Origin of the sequence: Hymenobacter ginkgonis, from assembly GCF_009755225.1 — a bacterium.
Classification (GTDB): domain Bacteria; phylum Bacteroidota; class Bacteroidia; order Cytophagales; family Hymenobacteraceae; genus Hymenobacter; species Hymenobacter ginkgonis.
The window spans coordinates 514585-535564 of the sequence record NZ_WQKZ01000003.1 but is presented as its reverse complement, the minus strand read 5'-3'; the positions used below and the strand labels follow the sequence as shown (position 1 = coordinate 535564).

General features: G+C 60.2%; 18 protein-coding genes. 13 read left to right on the top strand and 5 right to left on the bottom strand.

Annotated elements, in window-relative coordinates; all coding sequences use genetic code 11:
• The first annotated feature begins 1 nt into the window (after position 1).
• The 4 genes from GO988_RS13745 (at position 2) to GO988_RS13730 (ending at position 3945) form a co-directional block, all read left to right on the top strand.
• On the top strand, positions 2–787 hold the full coding sequence (locus tag GO988_RS13745; RefSeq protein WP_157566383.1) for a rhamnogalacturonan acetylesterase: 786 nt from the start codon (positions 2–4) through the stop codon (positions 785–787).
• A 39-nt stretch (positions 788–826) separates the two neighbouring features.
• Positions 827–1645, top strand: coding sequence for a rhamnogalacturonan acetylesterase (locus GO988_RS13740; protein WP_157566381.1), 819 nt, complete (start codon positions 827–829; stop codon positions 1643–1645).
• Positions 1646–2608 (top strand): pectinesterase family protein, encoded by a 963-nt coding sequence (locus tag GO988_RS13735; protein ID WP_157566379.1) that lies wholly within the window; start codon positions 1646–1648, stop codon positions 2606–2608. It abuts the gene before it with no gap.
• Between the two features lie 77 nt (positions 2609–2685).
• Positions 2686–3945: a pyridoxal phosphate-dependent aminotransferase gene (locus GO988_RS13730; protein ID WP_157566377.1), complete on the top strand. Its 1260-nt coding sequence runs from the start codon at positions 2686–2688 to the stop codon at positions 3943–3945.
• A gap of 87 nt (positions 3946–4032) precedes the next feature.
• Here the strand turns inward: GO988_RS13730 and GO988_RS13725 are convergent, their stop codons facing one another.
• Positions 4033–5103: an SDR family oxidoreductase gene (locus GO988_RS13725; protein ID WP_157566375.1), complete on the bottom strand. Its 1071-nt coding sequence runs from the start codon at positions 5101–5103 to the stop codon at positions 4033–4035.
• Between the two features lie 156 nt (positions 5104–5259).
• Here GO988_RS13725 and GO988_RS13720 point away from each other — a divergent pair, with 156 nt between their 5' ends.
• The 3 genes from GO988_RS13720 to GO988_RS13710 all read left to right on the top strand — a co-directional run bounded on the left by GO988_RS13720 (position 5260) and on the right by GO988_RS13710 (position 8369).
• Entirely contained in the window at positions 5260–6420 is a 1161-nt protein-coding gene (locus GO988_RS13720) for a 1-deoxy-D-xylulose-5-phosphate reductoisomerase (protein WP_317164868.1), read from the top strand.
• An 89-nt stretch (positions 6421–6509) separates the two neighbouring features.
• On the top strand, positions 6510–7850 hold the full coding sequence (gene rseP / locus GO988_RS13715; protein WP_157566373.1) for an RIP metalloprotease RseP: 1341 nt from the start codon (positions 6510–6512) through the stop codon (positions 7848–7850).
• A gap of 12 nt (positions 7851–7862) precedes the next feature.
• Positions 7863–8369, top strand: a complete 507-nt coding sequence (locus GO988_RS13710) for a DUF6702 family protein (protein ID WP_157566371.1) — start codon at positions 7863–7865, stop codon at positions 8367–8369.
• Positions 8370–8524: 155 nt separating this feature from the next.
• Here GO988_RS13710 and GO988_RS13705 read toward each other — a convergent pair whose 3' ends face one another.
• Together GO988_RS13705 and GO988_RS13700 are read right to left on the bottom strand one after the other, a co-directional pair.
• A complete protein-coding gene (locus tag GO988_RS13705; protein ID WP_157566369.1) occupies positions 8525–10636 on the bottom strand; it encodes a glycoside hydrolase family 97 protein in 2112 nt (703 codons plus the stop codon).
• A 298-nt stretch (positions 10637–10934) separates the two neighbouring features.
• On the bottom strand, positions 10935–11609 hold the full coding sequence (locus GO988_RS13700) for a DUF2461 domain-containing protein (RefSeq protein ID WP_157566367.1): 675 nt from the start codon (positions 11607–11609) through the stop codon (positions 10935–10937).
• Between the two features lie 197 nt (positions 11610–11806).
• Here GO988_RS13700 and GO988_RS13695 point away from each other — a divergent pair, with 197 nt between their 5' ends.
• From GO988_RS13695 to GO988_RS13685, 3 genes are all read left to right on the top strand, one after another.
• The gene (locus tag GO988_RS13695; RefSeq protein ID WP_198172729.1) at positions 11807–12499 is read left to right on the top strand and encodes a L,D-transpeptidase family protein; all 693 of its coding nucleotides are present in this window, start codon (positions 11807–11809) and stop codon (positions 12497–12499) included.
• Positions 12500–12578: 79 nt separating this feature from the next.
• A complete protein-coding gene (locus tag GO988_RS13690; RefSeq protein ID WP_198172727.1) occupies positions 12579–13697 on the top strand; it encodes a WD40 repeat domain-containing protein in 1119 nt (372 codons plus the stop codon).
• 129 nt (positions 13698–13826) lie between these two features.
• A complete protein-coding gene (locus GO988_RS13685) occupies positions 13827–14732 on the top strand; it encodes an FKBP-type peptidyl-prolyl cis-trans isomerase (protein ID WP_198172725.1) in 906 nt (301 codons plus the stop codon).
• A 101-nt stretch (positions 14733–14833) separates the two neighbouring features.
• Here GO988_RS13685 and GO988_RS13680 read toward each other — a convergent pair whose 3' ends face one another.
• A complete protein-coding gene (locus tag GO988_RS13680) occupies positions 14834–16258 on the bottom strand; it encodes a DUF5723 family protein (protein WP_157566363.1) in 1425 nt (474 codons plus the stop codon).
• Between the two features lie 153 nt (positions 16259–16411).
• On the opposite strand from GO988_RS13680, the gene meaB reads away from it, so the two are divergent.
• Together meaB and GO988_RS13670 are read left to right on the top strand one after the other, a co-directional pair.
• Positions 16412–17395, top strand: a complete 984-nt coding sequence (gene meaB / locus GO988_RS13675; protein WP_317164867.1) for a methylmalonyl Co-A mutase-associated GTPase MeaB — start codon at positions 16412–16414, stop codon at positions 17393–17395.
• A 231-nt stretch (positions 17396–17626) separates the two neighbouring features.
• Positions 17627–18700, top strand: coding sequence for an acyltransferase family protein (locus GO988_RS13670; RefSeq protein ID WP_157566359.1), 1074 nt, complete (start codon positions 17627–17629; stop codon positions 18698–18700).
• A gap of 38 nt (positions 18701–18738) precedes the next feature.
• Here the strand turns inward: GO988_RS13670 and GO988_RS13665 are convergent, their stop codons facing one another.
• The gene (locus GO988_RS13665; RefSeq protein ID WP_157566357.1) at positions 18739–20199 is read right to left on the bottom strand and encodes a pectate lyase family protein; all 1461 of its coding nucleotides are present in this window, start codon (positions 20197–20199) and stop codon (positions 18739–18741) included.
• 230 nt (positions 20200–20429) lie between these two features.
• On the opposite strand from GO988_RS13665, the gene GO988_RS13660 reads away from it, so the two are divergent.
• Positions 20430–20978, top strand: coding sequence for a GNAT family N-acetyltransferase (locus tag GO988_RS13660; protein ID WP_157566355.1), 549 nt, complete (start codon positions 20430–20432; stop codon positions 20976–20978).
• Positions 20979–20980 lie beyond the last annotated feature (2 nt).

Here is a 20980-nt window from a genome sequence, read left to right as displayed (position 1 = left end):
CATGCTCTCCCGTATCTTATCCGCTGCGGCGGCCCTGAGCTTACTCGCGCTGCTAGCCTTTGTACCGGCCGCACCCGCCAAAATAAAGGTGTATTTGATTGGCGATTCGACCATGTCTGTCAAGCAGGTGAAAGCCTACCCTGAAACGGGCTGGGGAATGCCTTTCACCGCGTTTTTTGATGAAACGGTGACCGTGGATAACCGGGCGCAAAATGGCCGCAGCACCAAGACCTTTCTGGCCGAAAACCGCTGGCAACCCGTGGCCAACGAGCTGCACGAAGGGGACTACGTGTTCATCCAATTTGGCCACAACGACGAAGTGCCCACCAAAGGCAGCTACACGCCGGAAGCTGATTTTGTGGCCAACCTCAAGCGCTTCCTCAGCGAGACGCGCAGCCGCAAGGGGCAGCCGGTGCTGCTAACGCCGGTGGCGCGCCGCAAGTTTGACGCCGCGGGCAAGATTGAAGAAACCCACGCCACCTACGCCGAACTGGTGCGCACCGTAGCCCGCGAGACGGCTACCCCCCTCATCGACCTCGACGTGCGTAGCCAAGCGCTGCTGCAACAGTTCGGGGTCGAAAATTCTAAGCTCTTATTCAATTATTTAGCACCGGGCGAGCATCCTAACTACCCCGATGGCCGCGAGGATAATACGCACTTCAGTGAGCTAGGCGCGCGGCGCATGGCCGAACTCGTGCTGGCCGATATCAAGGCGCTGAAACTTGGGCTGGCCGACCGTATTGTGCAGGGTACGGTAAAGAAAACTGTGGACCCGCAGGCCCGCTAACCTTAACCTTTGGCCGGCCTGTTTATCCCTACCTCCTTTATGCGCACGAACCTGCTTCGCAAAGCAGCCCCACTGATTTTGCCGGGTCTGCTGGCTTTCGCTGCGGCCCCACCGCCGCACAAAACCAAGCTCTACCTGATTGGCGATTCGACGATGGCGAACAAAATCCGGGCGACGTTTCCGGAAACGGGTTGGGGCATGCCGCTGGGCACGTTTTTCGACACAACGGTGGTCGTGGATAACCGCGCGCAGAACGGCCGCAGTACCCGCACTTTCTTGGCCGAAAACCGCTGGCAACCCGTGGCGGAGGCGCTACAACCAGGTGATTATGTGTTCATTCAATTTGGCCACAACGACGAGTCGCAGAACTACCCCGACCGCTACACCACGCCGGAGGATTACCGCAAGAATCTCATCAAGTTCGTGACCGAGACGCGCAGCAAGCAGGCTATTCCAATTCTGCTCACGCCCGTTACGCGCCGGTATTTTGATAAAGACGGCCGCATCAAGGAGACGCACGTCCTCTACTCGGCGGCCACAACGGCGGTGGCGAAGGACTATAAAGTGACGCTGGTGGACATGGATAAGCTGAGCCGCGAGCTGCTCCAGAAATTTGGCGACGAAAACTCGAAGCTGCTCTTTATGGAGCTGGCGCCCGGCGACCACCCCAACTACCCGCTGGGCCGCCACGACAATACGCACTTCAATGAGCTGGGCGCCCGCAAGATGGCGCAGCTCGTGGTGGCCGACCTGAAGGCGCAGCACATTGCCTTAGCCGAGGAGCATATGGCCAAGCCGCTGCCCAAAAATGCTGTTGCTACCCCCACCAATGCCAACGCGCAGCCTACTACTCCCTAAATGAAATTTCTATTCTTCGTAGCCGGACTAAGTTTTGCTACCCTCCTAGCCCAGGCCCAGACTGCCCTACCCCCCTTGGTGGTGGCCAGCGATGGTAGCGGACAGTTTCGCACGGTGCAAGCGGCTATCGATGCCGTGCCCAACCAGGAAAGCGGGCCCGTGGTCATTCAGCTCAAGAAAGGCATTTACCACGAGAAAGTAGTGGTGCCGACGCTGAAAACGCACCTTGTTTTGCGCGGCGAGGGCGACGCAGCTGGCACCGTCATCAGCTACGCCGACCACTCGGGCACCAACGGCATTACTACCCCCACCTCGTACTCGGTGCTGGTGCAGGCCAACGATTTTACGGCGGAAAATATCACGTTTGAGAACGCGGCTGGCTACACGGCGGGGCAGGCCGTGGCGCTGCACGTGGAGGGCGACCGGGCGGTGTTTCGGCACTGCCGCATGGTAGGCAACCAGGATGTGCTGTTCTTGGCGGCGGGGGGTAGCCGCCAGTATTTCCAAGATTGCTACATTGAGGGCACGACCGATTTTATTTTTGGCGCCAGCACGGGCGTGTTTGACCATTGCCTGATTCGGAGCAAGAAAAATTCCTTTGTAACGGCCGCCTCCACACCAGTTGGGCAAGCGTATGGCTTTGTATTTCTGAATTGTAAGCTGGCTGCCGACACCGCACTGGCGAAAAAAGTCTACCTCGGCCGGCCCTGGCGGCCCAATGCCAAAGTAGTATATCTGCGTTGCGAGCTGGGTGGCCACATTACCCCGGCAGGCTGGGAAAACTGGCGCAACCCCGAGAACGAGAAAACCGCCTACTTTGCCGAGTACCGCTCTACCGGGCCGGGCGCTAACCCGGCGGGCCGGGTAGCGTGGTCGCACCAGCTCACAGCCAAAGAGACGAAGTCGTACACGCTCAAGCAAATTTTTGGGGGTAGGGAAGGCTGGGAGCCGGGGCAGAAGTAGGGCCTAGCGCGGAGGGGCCCTGCAACGGCTGGTATCTTTGGGGGTCTTTGCTTCCTTTCTCCCCTACCTCCTACCCTATGCGTATTTCCCGGTTGGCCGACCAACTAAGCGGCTCCGAAATTATTAGAATTGGCAACGCCGTCAGCGAGCAGATTCGCCAGGGCGAAACTATTTGCAACCTTACTATCGGCGATTTCGACCCCCAGCTTTTCCCGATTCCTGCCGGCCTGCGCGATGGCATTTCGGCCGCTTACCAAGCTGGCCAAACCAACTACCCCCCCGCCGCCGGCACCGCCGACATGCGCCAAGCCGCGGCCGATTTTCTCCAAACCCGCCTGGGCCTGAGCTACTCGCCCGCCGATGAGCTGCTGGTAGCCGGTGGCTCGCGCCCGCTTATTTATGCCGCGTACCTGGCGCTTGTAGACCCCGGCGACCGCGTGGTGTACCCCGTGCCGTCGTGGAACAACAACCACTACTGCCACCTCTCCGGGGCTGAGCAAGTAGCGGTAGCTACTCAGCCCGAGCACGACTTTATGCCCACCGCCGCCGAGCTGGCACCGCACCTGGCGGGCGCTACGCTGCTGGCCCTGTGCTCGCCGCTCAACCCCACGGGCACGGTGTTTACGAAGGAAGTGCTGGAGGAAATCTGCGACCTCGTGCTGGCTGAGAACCAGCGCCGGGGCCCCGACGAAAAGCCGCTTTACATCCTTTACGACCAGATTTACTGGCTGTTGACCTTTGGCGGAACCCAGCATTTTGACCCCGTAAGCCTGCGCCCTGCGCTGCGCGACTACGTGGTGTACATCGACGGCATCTCGAAGTGCTTCGCCGCTACCGGCGTGCGCGTGGGTTATTCGTTCGGCCCGAAGCTGATAATTGACAAGATGAAATCGCTGCTGGGCCACATCGGCGCCTGGGCACCCAAGGCCGAGCAGGTGGCTACTGCGGCGTTTCTCCCCCAGGCTGCACCGGTCGACGAATTTTTGGTTGGCATCAAGAGTGGCCTGCAAGCCAGCCTCGATGCCCTGCACGATGGCTTGCACGAAATGCGCGGCCAGGGCTACCCCGTCGATGCCATTGAGGCGGCCGGGGCCATCTACCTCACCGCCAGAATCGATATTTTGGGCCGCACTACGGCTGCTGGCGAGGTGCTGACTAGCACCAAGGAAATCACGTCTTACCTGCTTACCGAGGCACAATTGGCGGTGGTGCCGTTCAGCGCCTTCGGCACGTCGGCGGCCGAGCCGTGGTTTCGGTTGTCGGTTGGGGCCGAGTCGCTGGCATCTATTCAGGCTGCCCTACCCCGCCTGCGCGCGGCGCTCGACAAACTAACCTAAGCGCTTTTAAATTATAAAAGGAGCGGGTCCGTCAGGCAGAAAATCTACCTGGCGAACCCGCTCCTTTTACTTAAATCCTGGTGCTGTTTATTCGTCGGTAGCGGGTACCAGGGGCTCCTTGGTGCCCGATTCTACTGGAAAACCAGCATCGCGCATGTTGCGTTTGCGGCCTGCCACCAACGCAATACCGGCAGCTAACCCCGTGGCCACTACTACGCCCGCCACCACTGGGTGAATGCTGGCGTGCGTGTAGAGGCTGGTCTTCATCACGTGGCCGGGGTTATTGCCGTGTACTTTGGCATGGGGCGCAGCGGGGCTGTGCAATGAGCCTGCGGGGTTTACCGCTTTCGTATTTTCTTGCTTTTGCTGCGCTACGCCGGTTTTTGCTTCGAGCCAGTCCAGCGCGCTAGGCGCAAACTTGTTGATAGTGCTCATAAGTTTTCCGCCGCCGCCCACGTAAATGTCGCGCACCGGATGGCTGGCCGCGTGCAAAATGGCTTTGGCTACCTCCTCGGGCGCATATACCGGCTGGGGCAGCTTGGGCTTCTCGCTCAAGTAGTTGCGGGCGTGCTCGGGAAAAGGCGTATTAATGGCGGCCGGCTTGATGAGCGTAACCGAAACAGGGGCTTTCTCATCAGCTAACTCGATGCGCAGGGCATCGGTAAAACCTTTCACGGCGTGCTTGCTCGACGCGTACATGCCCTGTACGGGCACCGACACATCCGACACCTCGCTGCCGAGGTTGATGAGGGCGCCGCCGTGCTTTTTGAGGTGCTTAATGGCTTCGAGCGAGCCATTGACGATACCCCAGAAGTTGGTGTCGTAGAGGCGCTTAAAATCTTCGAGGTTGCCCTGCGAGAGCTTGCCCCACATCCCTACCCCGGCATTATTGACCCAGGTATCGAAGCCCCCAAACTTGGCGTGGGCAGCTTCGTGGATGCGGCGCACGGCCTCGGGGTCGGCCACGTCGGCCGCTACCGTTACAACGTTGCTGCCCAAGTCGCGGGCTACGGTATTGAGGTCATTTTGCGAGCGGGCAGCCAACACTAGGCGGGCGCCGGCTTTGGCAGCAGCTTTGGCAGTGGCGAGGCCAATGCCGCTGGTAGCACCAGTGATAACGATTACTTGCTGGTTAAGTGGCTTGAGTTTGACAGACATATGTAGGAACGAGAATTTTGAGGCTGAACGTGCGGCCTCGGATACGCCCTCCCTCTACGGCAGCCACGGCCGAATAGATATGGCCCAGCTAGCCCACGACTTCACCGGCGGGGTAGCCCCTACCTTTGGGGTCCTATTTCCTACGCTATCTCACTAGTGGATTCTTTTTCTCAAAAAACCCTGGCGCTGCTGGGCTCTACAGGCTCGATTGGTACGCAGGCACTCGAGGTGGTGCGCGAGCAGCAGGGCCGGTTTCGGGTAGCCGTGCTCACGGCTGGGCGGCAGTGGCAATTGCTGGTGCAGCAGGCCCAAGAGTTTCGGCCGGCGGCCGTGGTTATCAACGACGAGTTTTATGCCGAAGTAAAAGCAGCTCTCGCCCACCAGCCCGAAACGCAGGTGCTGGCCGGGGCCGCAGCCCTCACCGAAGTGGTGCAGCGCCCCGAAATCGACATGGTGCTCACGGCCCTAGTAGGCTACGCCGGCCTACCCCCCACCGTGGCGGCCATTCGGGCCGGCAAGGATATTGCGCTGGCTAATAAGGAGACGCTGGTAGTAGCTGGCGAGCTTATCACTGCCTTGGTGCAGCAGCACCGCGTACGGCTGCTTCCCGTCGATTCGGAGCATTCGGCTATTTTTCAGTGCTTGGCGGGCGAAGAGCAGAATCCCATCGAGAAAGTAATTCTGACGGCTTCAGGCGGGCCGTTTCGGGGGCGCTCGGCCGCCGACTTGGCCGCTATAACCAAAGCCCAGGCGCTGAAACATCCCAACTGGACGATGGGCGCTAAAATCACCATCGACTCGGCTACGCTCATGAACAAGGGCCTAGAAGTGATTGAGGCCAAGTGGCTGTTCAACCTCACCAACGACCAGGTAGAGGTAATAGTGCACCCGCAGAGCATCGTGCACTCGCTGGTACAATTCGCTGATGGCTCGCTGAAGGCGCAGTTGGGCCTGCCCGATATGAAACTGCCCATTCAGTACGCCCTGGGGTATCCGGCGCGGCTACGGAATGATTTTCCGCGTTTTTCGTTCTTAGCCTACCCCACCCTCACCTTCGAAGCCCCCGACCTGGCTACCTTTCGGCACCTGCCGCTGGCCTACGCGGCCATGCGAGCGGGCGGCACAGCGCCTTGCACCCTCAACGCGGCCAATGAGGTAGCAGTGGCCGCCTTTTTGCAAGACCAGGTCAGCTTTTTGGGTATGGCCGACGTGGTAGCCGAGTGCCTGGAAAGGGTGCCGTATCTTGCAGCGCCAACTCTAGCCGACTACGCTGCTACGGATGCCGAAGCTCGGCGGGTAACGGCTGAATTGCTCTGATAGTAACTCTTTTTACCCTAGCGAGTACCGTGCGGCAATCGCCGTGGCAGGTGGCGCCCAGTATTCTTTCGTTAAAATTCTTCTTCCCGTTGGAAATTCTCATTATGATTGCCCAGCTCGTGCTGGGATTATCGCTGTTGGTTGGCTTGCACGAATTCGGACACTTCTTCTTCGCCAAGCTGTTTAAAATCAAAGTCACCAAGTTTTACATCTTCTTTGACTTTCTCTTTCCCCTACCCAACGTTCTCAACTTCAGCTTGCTGAAGAAAACAGTGGGCGAAACCGAGTATGGCATTGGCTGGTTTCCGCTGGGGGGCTACGTAGCCATTCACGGCATGGTGGATGAGACGCAGGACGCCGACGCCCTGGCCGGCCCGCCGCAGCCCGACGAGTTTCGGGCCAAGCCAGCCTGGCAGCGCCTGCTGGTAATGCTGGGCGGCATTCTGATGAACATCATCACGGGTATCATCATCTTCACGGCCCTCACCTACAAGCTGGGCGAGAGCTACCTGCCAGCTTCGGAAGCGCGCTACGGCGTGGTAGCCAATGGCTTGGGCCGCCAAATTGGCTTTCGCAACGGCGACCAGATTGTGAAAATCAACGGCCGGCCATTCACCGAGTTCAACGACGTGTATGACCCTAATGTGGTATTGGGCTCGAACAGCTACTATACAGTGGAGCGCAACGGCCAACTGCTCGACCTGAAAGTGCCTACCAACTTTATGGACAAGATGGGCAAGCAGGGCGACAGCCTGTTTGTGGAGCCGCGCCAGCCCTTCACCCTCAAAGAAGTGGTGGCGGGTATGCCCGCCGCGCAAGCCGGCATTAAAGTAGGCGACCGCATCACCCAAATCGGCGGCACGCCCGTGCGCTACTACGACGAGCTGCTGAGCACCCTACCCCGCTACAAAGGCCAGAAGGTGCCCATGACGGTGCAGCGCGCCGGCCAAACCCTAACCCTGCCCGTAGCTGTGAGCGAGATGGGCAAAATTGGGGTGCGCCCCGAAGCCGAGCTACACTTCAGCACCCGCCACTACTCGCTGGCCGAGTCGGTGCCGCAGGGCGTGAGCCACGCCTTTGGCGTTATTACATTGCAAGCCAAAGCCATTGGCAAGATTATCAAGCGCGAGGCTTCGGCTTCAGAAAGCCTCGGCGGACCAGTCGAGATTGCCCAGCAGTTTGGCGGGCAGTGGAACTGGCCGCACTTCTGGGGCTTGGTAGGCGGGCTGAGCATGGTGCTGGCTTTCATGAACCTGCTGCCCATTCCGGCCCTCGACGGCGGCCACGTGCTGTTTCTGCTCTACGAGATGATTCTGCGTCGCAAGCCCTCCGATAAATTTCTGGAAAACGCCCAGCGCGTGGGCACGGTGCTGATTCTGGCCCTGATGTTCTACGTCATTGTGGTGAAGCAAGTCATGAAATTCCTGTAAGCGGCCAAGCTCATGCGTCGTTCTGCCTTCCTGCTTTTGCTGCTTTTGGGGGTGCCAGCGCTGGCTGGCAGCCGCCACGCCTACCATTCCAGCATTCTGGAACTCAAGCTCAACCCGCAAAAGCAGCAGGTAGAGCTGGCGCTCAAAGTATTTACCGATGACTTTGAGCGCGCCCTTTCGCAGGGCCGGCCGAAGGCCGTAAACCTGCGCGAGATGAGCACCCTACCCCTGGCTGAGCTGTATCTGCACCAGCACCTCAAGCTGAGTTTGCCCGCCGCCCCGCGCCAACCGCGTCTCCCGCTTGAAGTGCAATTTCTGGGCTTGCAGCCCGAAAAGGATGCCTATTGGCTCTACGCCAAGGTGCCCCTACCCCATCCCACCAAGGAATTGCTCCTCAACCAAAGCATGCTATTGGAGCTATTCTCAGACCAGATGAACATCGTGAATGCCGAAGGCAATGGCAAGAAAACCAGTGTGCTGCTGCGCAACGGCCATGAGGAGGAAGTGCTAAATTTCTAGCTGGTACCTAGTACCTAGCCCAAAACGCACAAGCGGCTGCCAGCTATATAGCTGGCAGCCGCTTGTGCGTTTTGGGCTAGGTTGCGTGGGGCACAGGACGGGCTAAAAAGGAGGATTTCTTGCTCGCTGTCCACACACCCTAATCAATCGGGTAGCTATTTGGCTGGCAAGGGCCTGAAGCTCACGGCCGCGCCGCCGCCCGGTGCCAGCTGTAGTGTGAGGGCCGACTTGCTGGTCACGACTTGCTTGGTAATCTGGTAGCTAGCGGGGTTTTTCTGCCAGTCGGCGTCTTTGCCATCGGCATAAACCGTGGCCTCGAACCGCTGGCCGGGGGGTAGGAAATCGAGCTTCACGGGCTGCGCGCGGGCGTTTTCGTCGGTAATGCTGCCCAGGTACCACTCGTTTTTGCCCTTGGCTTTGCGCACCGTGGTGAGGTAGTCGCCGGGCTCAGCCGCGAGGATGCGCGTATCGTCCCAATCCACGGGCACGTCTTCGATAAACTGGAACGCGTCGAGGTGCTCGTTGTAGTTTTCGGGCAGGTCGGCAGCCATTTGCAGCGGCGAATACAGCGTTACGTACAAAGCCAGCTGCTTGGCTAACGTGGTGTGCACTTGGCGCTTGCCAGTAGGCTCGTAGTTTTTGAGCTTAAAAATACCCGGCGTGTAGTCCATCGGCCCACCCATAAAGCGGGTGAAGGGCATAATCGTTTCGTGCTCGGGCGGACTGCCGACGCTAAACGCGTTGTATTCGTTGCCGCGGCCGGCCTCGCTGGCCATCCAGTTGGGATAGGTGCGGCTGAGGCCCGTAGGGCGCACCGACTCGTGCATATCGACCGCCACGTGGTGCTTGGCGGCCATCTCGGCCACGCGTACGTAGTGGTTGCTCATCCACTGGCCGTCGTGGTGCTCGCCGCGCGGGATGATGCGGCCCACGTAACCGGTTTTCACGGCCGGGTAGCCGTACTTGTTCATGAACTGGTAGGCCGTATCGAGGTGCTGCTCGTAGTTGGTGGCCGCGCCCGAGGTTTCATTGTGCATGAGCATTTTCACGCCTTTGCTTTTGGCATAATCACTGATTTGCTGCACGTTGAAGTCGGGGTAGGGCGTTACGAAGTCGAACACGTTCTCCTTCCAGTTGCCAAACCAGTCTTCCCAGCCCACATTCCAGCCTTCTACCAGTACGCCTGCAATGCCGTGCTGGGCCGCAAAGTCGATGTAGCGCTTCACGTTGGCGGTGTTGGCGCCGTGGCGGCCGGTAGGAATGAGCTGGCCGCGGGCGTCGAGCGTATCGGCGCTCTCGGCGTACTTCCAGTCGGATTTACCCACCTGCATTTCCCACCACACCCCCACAAATTTCATGGGCTTTATCCAACTGGGGTCGGCAATTTTGCTGGGCTCGTTGAGGTTGAGAATCAACTTAGAAGCCAAAATATCGGGCGCCTTATCGCTCACGATAATCGTGCGCCAGGGCGTGCGGCTGGGCGCGTGCAAAAACGCCTTATTCCCTACTGCATCGGGCACGAGGCGCGCCGTGAGGCGGTGGCTGGCGCCATCCACGTGCAGCTGCATGGCCGGGTAGTTGACCTGCGCCGCCTCGTGAATATTGACGTAAAGTCCATTATCGGCCTTGAGCATGAGTGGCGTAGCCACAGCCTGCGCATCGGGGGCATCGCGCACAGCAATCTCTGTTGAAGCCTTGACTTGCGGCGCGCTATCGACGGCACTCAGGCGCGAGTGCGTGTAGAGGTACTCGTTCGAGTCGTAGTCGCCGGGTATCCAAAACGCCTGGTGGTCAGCAGGTAAAGCAAACTCCGTTAGCTCGTCGCTAACCACAAAATTGCCCAGGGCCAGCTGCCGCGGGAATTCGTAGCGAAACCCTACCCCATCGGCAAATACCCGGAACACTACGTCGAGCCGGCGGCCGGGCGCGGCCGGCTGGCGCAGGTGCACCGTCAGCTGCTGGTAGTGGTTGCGGATGTTTTTGACCTCGCCCCACGCGGGCTGCCAGGTTTCGTCCACGTCTTTTACATCGCTGCCCGCCAGCACCAACGGGCCATCAAACCCCGAGCCGCCTTGCAGCGCTACGCCCAAGCGCGAAGTATTGACAACCACCCGATTGCCATAGGCCACGGCGTAGGTGGGGCGCCCATCGGCGCCGAGCGCGAACGTCAGCTTCACCTTGGCTAGGCTGGCCGACAAAGGGGGGGTAGGCAGCGCGGCGGCCGGGTGGGCAGCCGCCAGCAATAATACAAACAGGTGTTTTCTCATGAACTAAAGTATCGGTTTTCCGCAGTGGCCCCGCCCCGGCCCTATCTACTGGTGGTTGGGGGCAAGGCTGGTTTTGCAAAACCACGTATGGGTAAGGCTGTAAGGTAAGGGTAGCGCGCAAAGCGAGGAGATAGCCATCGAAAGCTTTTTAGTAAGTGTCATATCTTGTACACGTTACATAAGTTGCATATCATCAACATCTGGCTCAAGACTCAGCGTTTCAGGGCTGGTACACACGCCGCGTAGCATCGCCAAAGATAGAACTTGGCCAGAAGGCGCGCCCGCGCCCCGCGCTGCATCAACCGGCGCTGGCTTCACGCAGCCACTCGCAGAATGGCCCTAGTGCCCGGAGCGCCGCCAGCACGTGCGCCCGAAACTCGGCCGGTTGCAGGCGGCGCACATCGGCGTCGGGCAGGGCGTGGCTGAGCAAGTAGCTTTTGTGGCGTAGCCACGCTGCCTCGGGGTGAGTGGCGTCGTAGCCGGGCGGCATTTTCTTGAGCTGCTCGCCCACCATTCCTTGCGGGAAAAGCTGGGGGGTAGGCGCTACGGCTAGCAGTTGCTGCAAGCCTTCGGCTTGGTAATCAATTTCCTGGCGCACGGCGGCTAGCTGTTCTTTTGTCGGCTCGTAGAGGCCACCGGCCACCAGCGTTTGGCCATTGGGCCCTATTTGCACGTAGCGGCCCGGCGCGGTGCCGTGCTTGCCACCCGCGGCGAAGTAGGCCGAAAAATGCGTCTTATAAGGCACTTTCACCTTCGAAAACCGCACGTCGCGGTAAATGCGAAAGCTGCACTTTTTAGGGTCGAGGCCGGCCAGAGCAGGCTCGTCTTGGGCCAGTTCGCGCAGCCAGTAGGCCACGTCTTGCTCAAAATCGAGGCGAAGTTGGTCGTAGGTGGCCTTGTGCGCCTGAAACCAGTCGCGCTCGTTGTGGCGAGCCAGGTCTTGCAGAAAATTGAGGAGAGCAGCAGGGTTCATGCAGCTAGAGACGCAGCTTGCCCGCTCGGCGTTGGCTGAGGGGGTAGGAGCCGGCGCATTAGCCAAGCGGCTTGGCCCTTACTCATGAGCTTATACTAAGTTAGTTGCTGCCCACGTTGGCAGCCACAACTTTCTTTTTAAAACCAACTTTAGTAATGCTTTCTGCTGCGGCACGCTTGCTTGCCTGTTCTGCTTACTTGGCTTGTTTTCCTTTGCTGGCTCTGGCGCAGTCCAGCACTATACCGGCGCCGGCACCTGGTTTTTGGACGCAGCAATTGGGGTACGCCCGCGTGCAGGCCGCCTACGCCCGCTGCTGGCCTACCCTGGTGGCGCGGCTAGCGGCTCAGCACCTCGACCCCACTCGGCTGGAGGTATTTTTTCGGCTGCTAAAAACCAACCGCTCCCTGGAGCTGTGGGCCCGCAACCAGGGCGACGCTGCCTTTCGGCTGCTGCACGCCTACCCCCTGGCGGCCACTTCGGGCACGCTGGGCCCCAAGCGCCGGGCTGGCGACGGCCAGGTGCCCGAAGGCTTTTACCACCTCGACCGCTTTAATCCGGGCAGCGCCTACCACCTGTCGCTGGGCCTCGACTACCCCAACAACGACGACATTTTGGCCACGGGGCTGGCCGACCCCGGCGGCGATATTTTCGTGCACGGCTCCGACGTGACCGTGGGCTGCCTACCCCTCACCAACGCAGGCATTGAGGAAGTGTACCTGCTGGCGGTGGCGGCCCGGGCGGCGGGGCAAAGTAGCATAGGGGTGCATATTTTCCCTTTCCCCCTGACGGAGAACGAATTGCTGCGCCGGGCTGCTAGCCCGCACGTGGCTTTTTGGCGGGGGCTGCAGTTGGGCTACGCCTATTTTGAAGCGCACCACTGCCCGCAGTAGCCCCGCAGCGGCGCGGTGAGGTGCACTGTTTGGCGCGGTTTTTTCGTTAAGGCAGCTGGTATCCATTCTCTCTTTGCTGATGCGCCAGCTATTTTCTGCTCTATTTACCTTCTTGTTTCTTGCCCAACCCCTTGCCGCTCAGCGGCCTACAGACCTGTGGTATTTTGGCCGGCAGGCCGGGCTCAGCTTTGCCAGCGACGCCCCTACCCCCCTGCTCGACGGCGCCATGACCACTTACGAGGGCTGTGCTACGGCTACCACTAAGCGCGGTGAGCTGCTGTTTTACACCGACGGCCAAACCGTGTGGAACCGCCAGCACCAGCCCATGCCCAATGGCCGTCGCCTCATGGGCTCGGGCAGCAGCACGCAGTCGGCACTCATCGTGCCCGACCCCGGCTCGGGCAATATTTTTTACATCTTCACGGTGGCGCCCCAGGGCGGGCCCGACGGCCTGCGCTACTCGGTGGTAGATATGACGCGCGACAATGGCCTCGGCGACGTGCCGCGCATTAACCTATTACTGCTCACGCCGGTAGCCGAGAAGCTGGCCGCCGTGCGCCACCCCAACGGCCGCGACGTGTGGGTGGTAGCGCACCGCTGGAATTCCAACGCGTTCGTCACGTTCCTCGTCACGGCCGACGGCGTAGCGAGCGGCAAACCTATTCTCAGCAACGTGGGCAGTATGAACGCCGGCCCCGGCCGCAACGCCATCGGTACGCTCAAGTTTTCGCCCGATGGCACCAAGCTAGCCACCGCTATCTGGCGCGAAAGCAACAAGTTTGAGGTGTATGATTTTGACCGCAACACGGGCAAAGTCAGCAACCCGCGCGGCTTTGGCCCCTACCCCGAGGCCTACGGCGTCGAATTCTCGCCCGATGGCACCAAACTTTACGGCACCTGCAATGGTAATAGCCTGGCCACTAGCACCAAGAGCCAGGTTAGCGAAACTCAAGTCTGGCAGTTTGACCTCAAAACCAAGGCCGCCGTGCAGGTCGGCCACTCGGCCAACCACAAAATTGGGGCCTTGCAGCGCGGGCCCGACGGTAAAATCTACGTGGCTCGCGAAGACAATTCTTTCCTGGGCGTCATCGAAAAACCGAACGTGAGCGGCGAAGCCTGCGGTTACGTCGACGACGGCCTAAAACTGGGGGGTAGGCACAGCAAACTTGGGCTGCCAGGCTTTATCGTGGAGCCGTAGCGGCAGGCGGGTAGCGTTGGCACTTTCACCCCCACGCAACCTTTATTGCGGAGGTGGGCTCCCAGGTACGGGGCAGCGAGGTTATTTTTGCCCAAAAAACATTCTATGAACTCATTTTTTTTAGGGAAAATGCACCGCTTGCCCCTGGTGCTGCTTTGGTTGCTAACGGCGGGCCTGCTGACTACGGCCTGCAAGAAGGATACTGAGACGGCGGCCGACTACGCCGCTGCCGACGATGCTACTATCCAGAAGTATTTGACCAGCAATTCGATAACCACTGCCCAAAAACAGTCTTCGGGGCTGTACTTCATCCCCGTTACCACCAACGCCAACGCGCCACTCGCCACGGTCAACCAAGTGGTATCCATCCTGTATACCGGCCAGCTCCTCGATGGCACCGTGTTCGACGGCACTGCCCTGCGCGACAACACGCCGGTTAGTTTCATCTTAGGCGTCAACTCAATACTGCCGGGTATCACCGAAGGCGTTTCCCTCATGCACAAGGGCGACAAGGCCGTGCTGCTCATTCCGTCGGGGCTGGCCTACGGTGCAAGCAGCTCGAGCACCGTTCCCGCCAATTCCGTTGTTCGCTTCGAGGTTGAGCTCACGGACATCAACCCGACCTTCGCTGTGCCTGATGACAACCTTATCACCCGTTACCTGACAAAAAACAAAATCACCACGGCCCAGAAGCAGGCTTCGGGCCTGTATTTCGTGCCCACTACCACCAATCCTACCGGCACGCCGGTCGCAGCGGGCAAAACCGTATCGATACTCTACACGGGTAAGCTGCTGGATGGCACGGTGTTCGATGCCACTTCGCAGCGCAACAATACGCCTTTCTCCTTTGTGGTGGGTACTACGCCCCGGCAGGTAATTACGGGCTTCGACGAAGGCGTTAGCCTGATGCGCAAGGGCGAAAAAGCTACGTTGTTCATCCCATCGGGGCTGGCGTACGGCGCCACGGGCGCGTCTCCCAGCATTGCGCCCAACACGGTTATTAGTTTCGATGTAGAGGTGCTCGACGTCCAATAAGGTTGCTCAAGCATTAAAAGAGCCCTCCTGGGGCCGGGCCTGCTTTCGGGCGCCCGGCCCCAGGAGGGCTCTTTTTAATGTCAATTGATGGCTATGTAGGGCTAGCCTTTCCCAATTTTAAAGCGCAGCACGCCCACCGCAGCCGACACGTAAGGGTTGTTTTCGGTGAAATACCCGGTCACGTCGCGGGTGCTGAACCCGGCCTCCCATACGGGCGTCACGAAGGTGATGCCCAGCGGCAGGCTGGCCTTGTAGCCCGCACCGCCGCTCACGCCGGTGCTCAGGCGCACCCAGTGCACGGGCTTGTAATCGAGACCGGCGCCCACAAACGGGCTGGGTAGGTTGCCGGCCACTTTATTAAGGGGTAGGGTTACGTCGAGGCCCGCTTCAAACAGCTCTGAAATGCGCACGCCGCCGCCCAACCGCAGCTTAGTAGGCAGCTTGGCCTTGTATTCCTGGGCAGCCTGGTAGGTGAAGAGCGACTGCTGGTCGTTGGCGAATTGGTTGACGAGGTTGCGGATAACACCGTAGTCCTGCGGCCCGGTGTACTGTGGAAATTTCAATTGCTGGTCATTGACCGTGAGTACATTGCCCGTCCACGTCATCGAGCCCAGGTCGGTGATGGAGGCGCCCAGCCGCACCACCTTGCCCACCTCGGCCGCCAAACCCAGGTCGAAGCCGTGGCCAGTGCCTACCGGCGTGAGCTTGCCGCCGTTTTGGTAGTTGAAGTTGGGGTTGCCCTGCAACGCCTGGCTGTAGTTGATATCAAACGCCGGCGAAAGCGACGAATACGCCGTGAAGCTGCCGCCACTGATGCGCACATCGGCAATGCCCAAGCCCTGCAGGTAGCGGTAGCCCGCCCCGGCCGTTAGTTTGATAACCCCCGGTACATCAAGCACTTCCAAGCCGTAGCCAATGTTAAACTCGTTGGTAAGCGCCAGCTGCATGGCCGTGCCATCGAGCGCCGCCGATAGCAGCGGCGGTGTGCTGCCGCTGCGGGGGTTGCCCGCCGCATCGTAGTACTGCTGCACAATGGCCGCGTTCTGGCCATTCACGATAATATCGGCGCTGTTTTGGTTGAGGTCCACGTGGCCGCTCAGCCGCTGATGCACCGAGAAAGCCAGCCCGCCCAGCCCGGCCGGCAGGTGCACGGCCAGGCCTAAAGCAGTGGCATCGGCGTTTAGGTTCAAAGCGTTATTGCTGGTGAGGTTGGCTACCAGTGCCGTGCGCTCGGCGCCGCTAAGCGCGTCGCTGGCGTGAAAAACCAGCTTTTTGAACTGGCTGTTGGTAAGCGACTGCGACCCGACCCCTGCACCTACCTCGCCCACCGTAAACGAGAAGAGGCTACCTCCCTCCCGGCCCAGGTTGGCGGGATTAATACCTAGCGCTTGGTAATCAATGGCGAACGTATTGGCTACGCCCCCGCGGCCGGTGGCCGAAAAATTACTCAGCTCGTTTTGAGCCAGCGAGGGGGTAGCAACCAGCAGCCCCAAGGCAGCGGGCAGCCAGAAAGAAAGGCTTCTCATAAAATAGTAAAATAGGCGCACGTAGTAGCCCACAAAACTACGCCGACCGGGCCCGCGCTTACCCCTGCCACTAGCCCAACGGGGCCTGGTGCTGGGCAAACGCCCAGCCTGGCGATGTGGCGCGAGCGCGGGCCGAATGCGTATTTTGCGGCCGTGCCTGCTCCATCCCTTTCCGCCGCCGACTATGCCCAGGGCCTGCTGGCCGGGCAGCGCGGCACCCTGGCCCGCGCCATTACGCTGGTAGAAAGCACCTTGCCCCAGCACCAGGCGCTGGCTCAGGACGTGCTGCAAGCCGTGCTGCCGCACACCGGCGGCGCGCTCCGGCTAGGCATCACGGGGGTACCGGGGGTGGGCAAAAGCACGTTTATTGAGGCCTTGGGGCTGTATTTGGTCGAGAAGCTGGGTAAAAAGCTGGCCGTGCTAGCCGTTGACCCCAGCTCGCCGCGGGGCGGCGGCAGCATCCTGGGCGATAAAACCCGGATGCCTCAGCTCACGCTGCACCCGCGGGCATTTATTCGGCCTTCGCCAGCCTCGGGCAGCTTGGGGGGGGTAGCCCGCGCCACCCGCGAGGCACTGCTGCTGTGCGAGGCCGCCGGCTACGACGTCATCTTCGTCGAAACCGTGGGGGTAGGGCAAAGCGAAGTAGCCGTGCACGGCCTGGTCGATTTCTTTCTGCTCTTGATGCTGGCCGGCGCCGGCGACGAGCTGCAAGGCGTGAAGCGCGGCATTATGGAAATGGCCGATGCGCTGCTTATTACCAAGGCCGACCACGGCAACGAGCAAGCGGCCCGCCGCGCCGCCCGCGACTACGAGGGGGCGCTGCACCTCTTTCCGCCGGCCGCTTCGGGGTGGGCCGTGCCCGTGCGCACCTGCTCGGCTCTGAGCGGCGACGGCCTACCCGACGCCTGGCAGCTCATCGAGCAGTACGCGGCCCAAACCCAGGCCAGCGGCTATTGGCAGCAGCGCCGCGCCCAGCAGCAGCTACAGTGGCTAGAAGAAGCTGTGCGCCAAGCCTTAGAGGCGCAGTTTTACGCCCAGGCTGGGGTGCAAGCTACCCTGCCCGGCGTGCGCCAGGCTGTGGCCGCGGGCCAGCTTACGCCGTGGGCAGCGGCGGGGCAACTGCTACAGCAGCTGTAGCTTAATTTTATTTTACGTGCTTGTGCTAAGCACAACTGTAGTCACTATCTTGGCACAAATTTTAGTCTTTCTTGCACTATAGCTGCACCAGGCTTTCAAGCAAGTAGTATATAACGCGGTGTCTATCACGCGATTATCATAACAAGCAGGTGCTCTGCTCTGTCCGCTTCAGAATTCCTACACCGTCACTTTACAAAGTTTGCCTACGAGTAAGCTGCTACGTCTTTGCCTATGAAAAAGGGTTTAACAACTATGGCTGAGCGCAATAACAACTTCAATCTATTGCGTTTAACCTTCGCCTTTCTGGTAATACTGGCGCACGGCCCCGAGTTGCTAGATGGCGACCGCCACCGCGAACTACTCACGCGCGTGTTTGGCACCGCCAGCTTTGGCGATGTGGCGGTAGATGGCTTCTTCCTACTAAGCGGGTTTCTCATTGTAAAATCCTGGGAGCGCAAGCCCGAGCTGAAGGACTATTTTGAGAAGCGAATCCGGCGAATTTATCCCGGTTTCATCGTGGCTATTCTGCTGTCGGCCTTCTTCTTTGCCCCGCTCGGCGTGGCGAATGTCAGAACCTATTTTTCCGAAATAAACTACCTCGGCCTGCTGCTCACCACGCTCACGCTGCACTTGCCCAACTTGCCCAGCATGTTTGTTGGCCGGCCCTACGCCCTCATCAACGGGGCGTTGTGGTCTATCGCCTACGAGTTTTACTGCTACGCCATTGTGGCGCTGCTGGGGTTGCTGGGGGCCACGCGCCAGCGCTGGATATGGCTGGCCCTGGCCGTAGTTGGCCTGGCGGGCCTGCCCTGGCTCAACCTAGTGAACAACAGCTCTTTTGCTGGCCATCACTCGGTGGCCAACTTCATGCGCCTGATTACTTTTTTCGCGGTCGGCGCTTGCTTCTGCCTGTTCAAAAAGAATATTCCGCTAAAGACTAACTGGGCTGCCGTGGCTGCCTTAGCGCTGGTGCCGCTGCTATACTTCCCCATGCTGGAAGCGCTGGCTCGCGCTACCCTTGGGGCCTACGCTGTCTTCTGTTTTGCGTTCACGCCCATCGCCAACTTGCGTGTTTTCCAACGCATGTCGGACATTTCCTACGGCATCTACCTGTACGGTTGGCCTATTCAGAAGGTGCTCGACTGGTATTTTCCGGGGGCGCCGCTGTGGGGGCTAGTAGCGGCCACGCTGGTTTTAGCTTGCGGGTTTGGCCTCGCCAGCTGGAAGTTGATTGAGTCGCCCATGCTCCGGCGTGCCCAAGTGGCGCGGCACGTGGCGGGCGACCTTGCCAAAGGGCAAGCCTAGGCCGCCAGTGGTGCCGCACCACTTGGTTCACTACACGGCTACTTAGCAGCCAGTTCGGCCAAGTAAATTTCTAGCATGGGGTAGCCCCCTACCCCTACTTTGGCGCGGTCAGCGGCGTCTTTGGGGTTGAGTTGGTGGGCGGTTTCCCAGGCGTCGGGCAGGCCGTCGTGGTCGGTGTCGGCGGGCGCGGGCTTTGCCGCCAGTACGGGCCAGGCTTTTTGCGACGTGGCGTAGGGCGTGCCGTGGGGGTAGCCGCCCTGCACATCAATAAGGCGGCCGGTGCGGGTGCGCACTTCGCGCACCAAGCGTTGGTCGAGGGTGTCGCGCAGGGGGCGCGTGGCACCGGCTTGCTCCAATACCAGGGGGTAGGCGGCGGCGGCAGTTTGGGTAGCCACGGGGCCCAGGTCGAAGGGGGTAGTGGCTTTCGCCAGGGCCGTATCGGCGGCGGCACCGCCGTTCATGGTTACGCCACGCCAGTTGTGGGCCGTTACGTCGGCGCTGGCATCCTGGTAGTTGCCGGCCAGGTAAAACTTGCCGTAGGGCAGCGGGTTGCTACCTTTTTCGAGCTTGTAGGGGTTCAGCAAGCGGGCGCGCACGGTTTCTTTGGTGCTGGGGCCGGGCTTGTAGTAGTTATTGACGATGTTATAGTTGCCACCTTCACCAGCATACACGTTGTTCTCGCCCCAATCGTAGATGACGTTATTGCGAAAGTCGCAGTTTTCATAGCCCGCCGGGTGGGTATAGCGGCTGCCGTTGAAGCGCGGCGTGCGGCTGTTGCAATGTACAAATAGGTTGTGGTGCATGCTGGCGTGCTGCCCGCCCCAAATGCCGCCGTAGCCGTGGTGTTCGTAGTCGGTGTCGCCCTTCTCGAAGTGGTACGAATAATTGAGCGGCGGGCCAATGATATTCCACTGCAAGCTGGTGCTGTCGCCCTCGTACACCGAAAACGACTCGTCGGTGCTCCAGCTCATCGAGCAATGGTCGATGATGAGCTGGTGGTTGCGCAGGCCGCCAAACGCGTCGTCGCCGCCCGCGCCGTCCACAAAGCCCTGGTTCTGGTTTTTATCGCCCATCCGAAACCGAATAAAGCGCACGATTACGTTGTTGGCTTTCACCTGCACGGGGTAGTCGGCCAGGCAAATACCGCCGCCGGGCGCCGTTTGGCCCGCCACGGTGGTGTTGGGCTTGCTAAGCGTGAGCGGCGAAAGCAGGTGAATAGTGCCCGACACCCGAAACACAATGGTGCGCGCCGCCGCTTTGGTAGTCAGCGCGTAGCGCAGGCAGCCGGGCTTATTATCATCGAGCAAATTCGTGACTTCGAGCACCGTAGTGGGCACCGCCGCCGTGCCGCGCCCGCCCGTAGTGAAGCGCCCCGCGCCCTCGGCCCCCGGAAACGCGAGCAGCGGCCCCACCGCCGAGCCCGGTAGCAGCCGGGCGGCCCAGCCGGCCGCCATCGTAGTCACCAACAGCGCATGGCGCAATCCAAAACCAAGCAACATACCAGAACAAAAAAGGATGGGAAAGAGCAGTAATCCACAAATATGCCCCGTTAGTCCTATCAACCTGCACCCTACCCTCCTTTTCTTTGCGCAATCGTTCTCGGTAACGTTGCCACCGGGGCCCTACCCCCGCCGCAGCCACGCGGCCACAGCCAGGCAGCCCTAACCCAAAACTGGGGGTAGGAGGCGATATTTACGTTCGTTTCGCTAGCTTTTCTCGCTCCCACGCCATGTTTAGCGCCCTGCAAGCCGACTCGATTACCCTGCACCTCATCAACGACGACAACTTGGCGGAGGTGTACACGCTGTTTCAGGGGCACCCCGACTCGCCGGAAATGCTAGCCGAGCTGTTCCGCAACTACCTCCCGAAATATGAGCACGGCCAGCGCACCAATTTTGGCTTCTACACCTTGCTAAACAACGAGTTGGCGGGCATGCACCTGCTCAGCGTAGATAGCTGGGATGAACTCGCCGGCTCGACGGGCGCCGACGTATTTCAACACATGCGGGGCCGCGGCGTCACGCCGCGCTGCAAGCCGCACCTTTTTTACTTGGCCTTCGAGCTGCTGGGGCTGAACCGGGTGGCCACCGGCTGCCGGGTGTCAAACCTGGCGTCTAAGCGCTCTATCGAAAAAACAGTGGGCTTTCAGCTGGAAGGCGTGATGCGCGAGTCGGGCCGCGACGAGCAAGGTGCGTTTGAGGACGAGTACTTATACGCCATTTTGCGGCGCGACTGGCTGCGCCTCTACGACAAAACCCAGGTGAGGGTCATCGGCTAGCC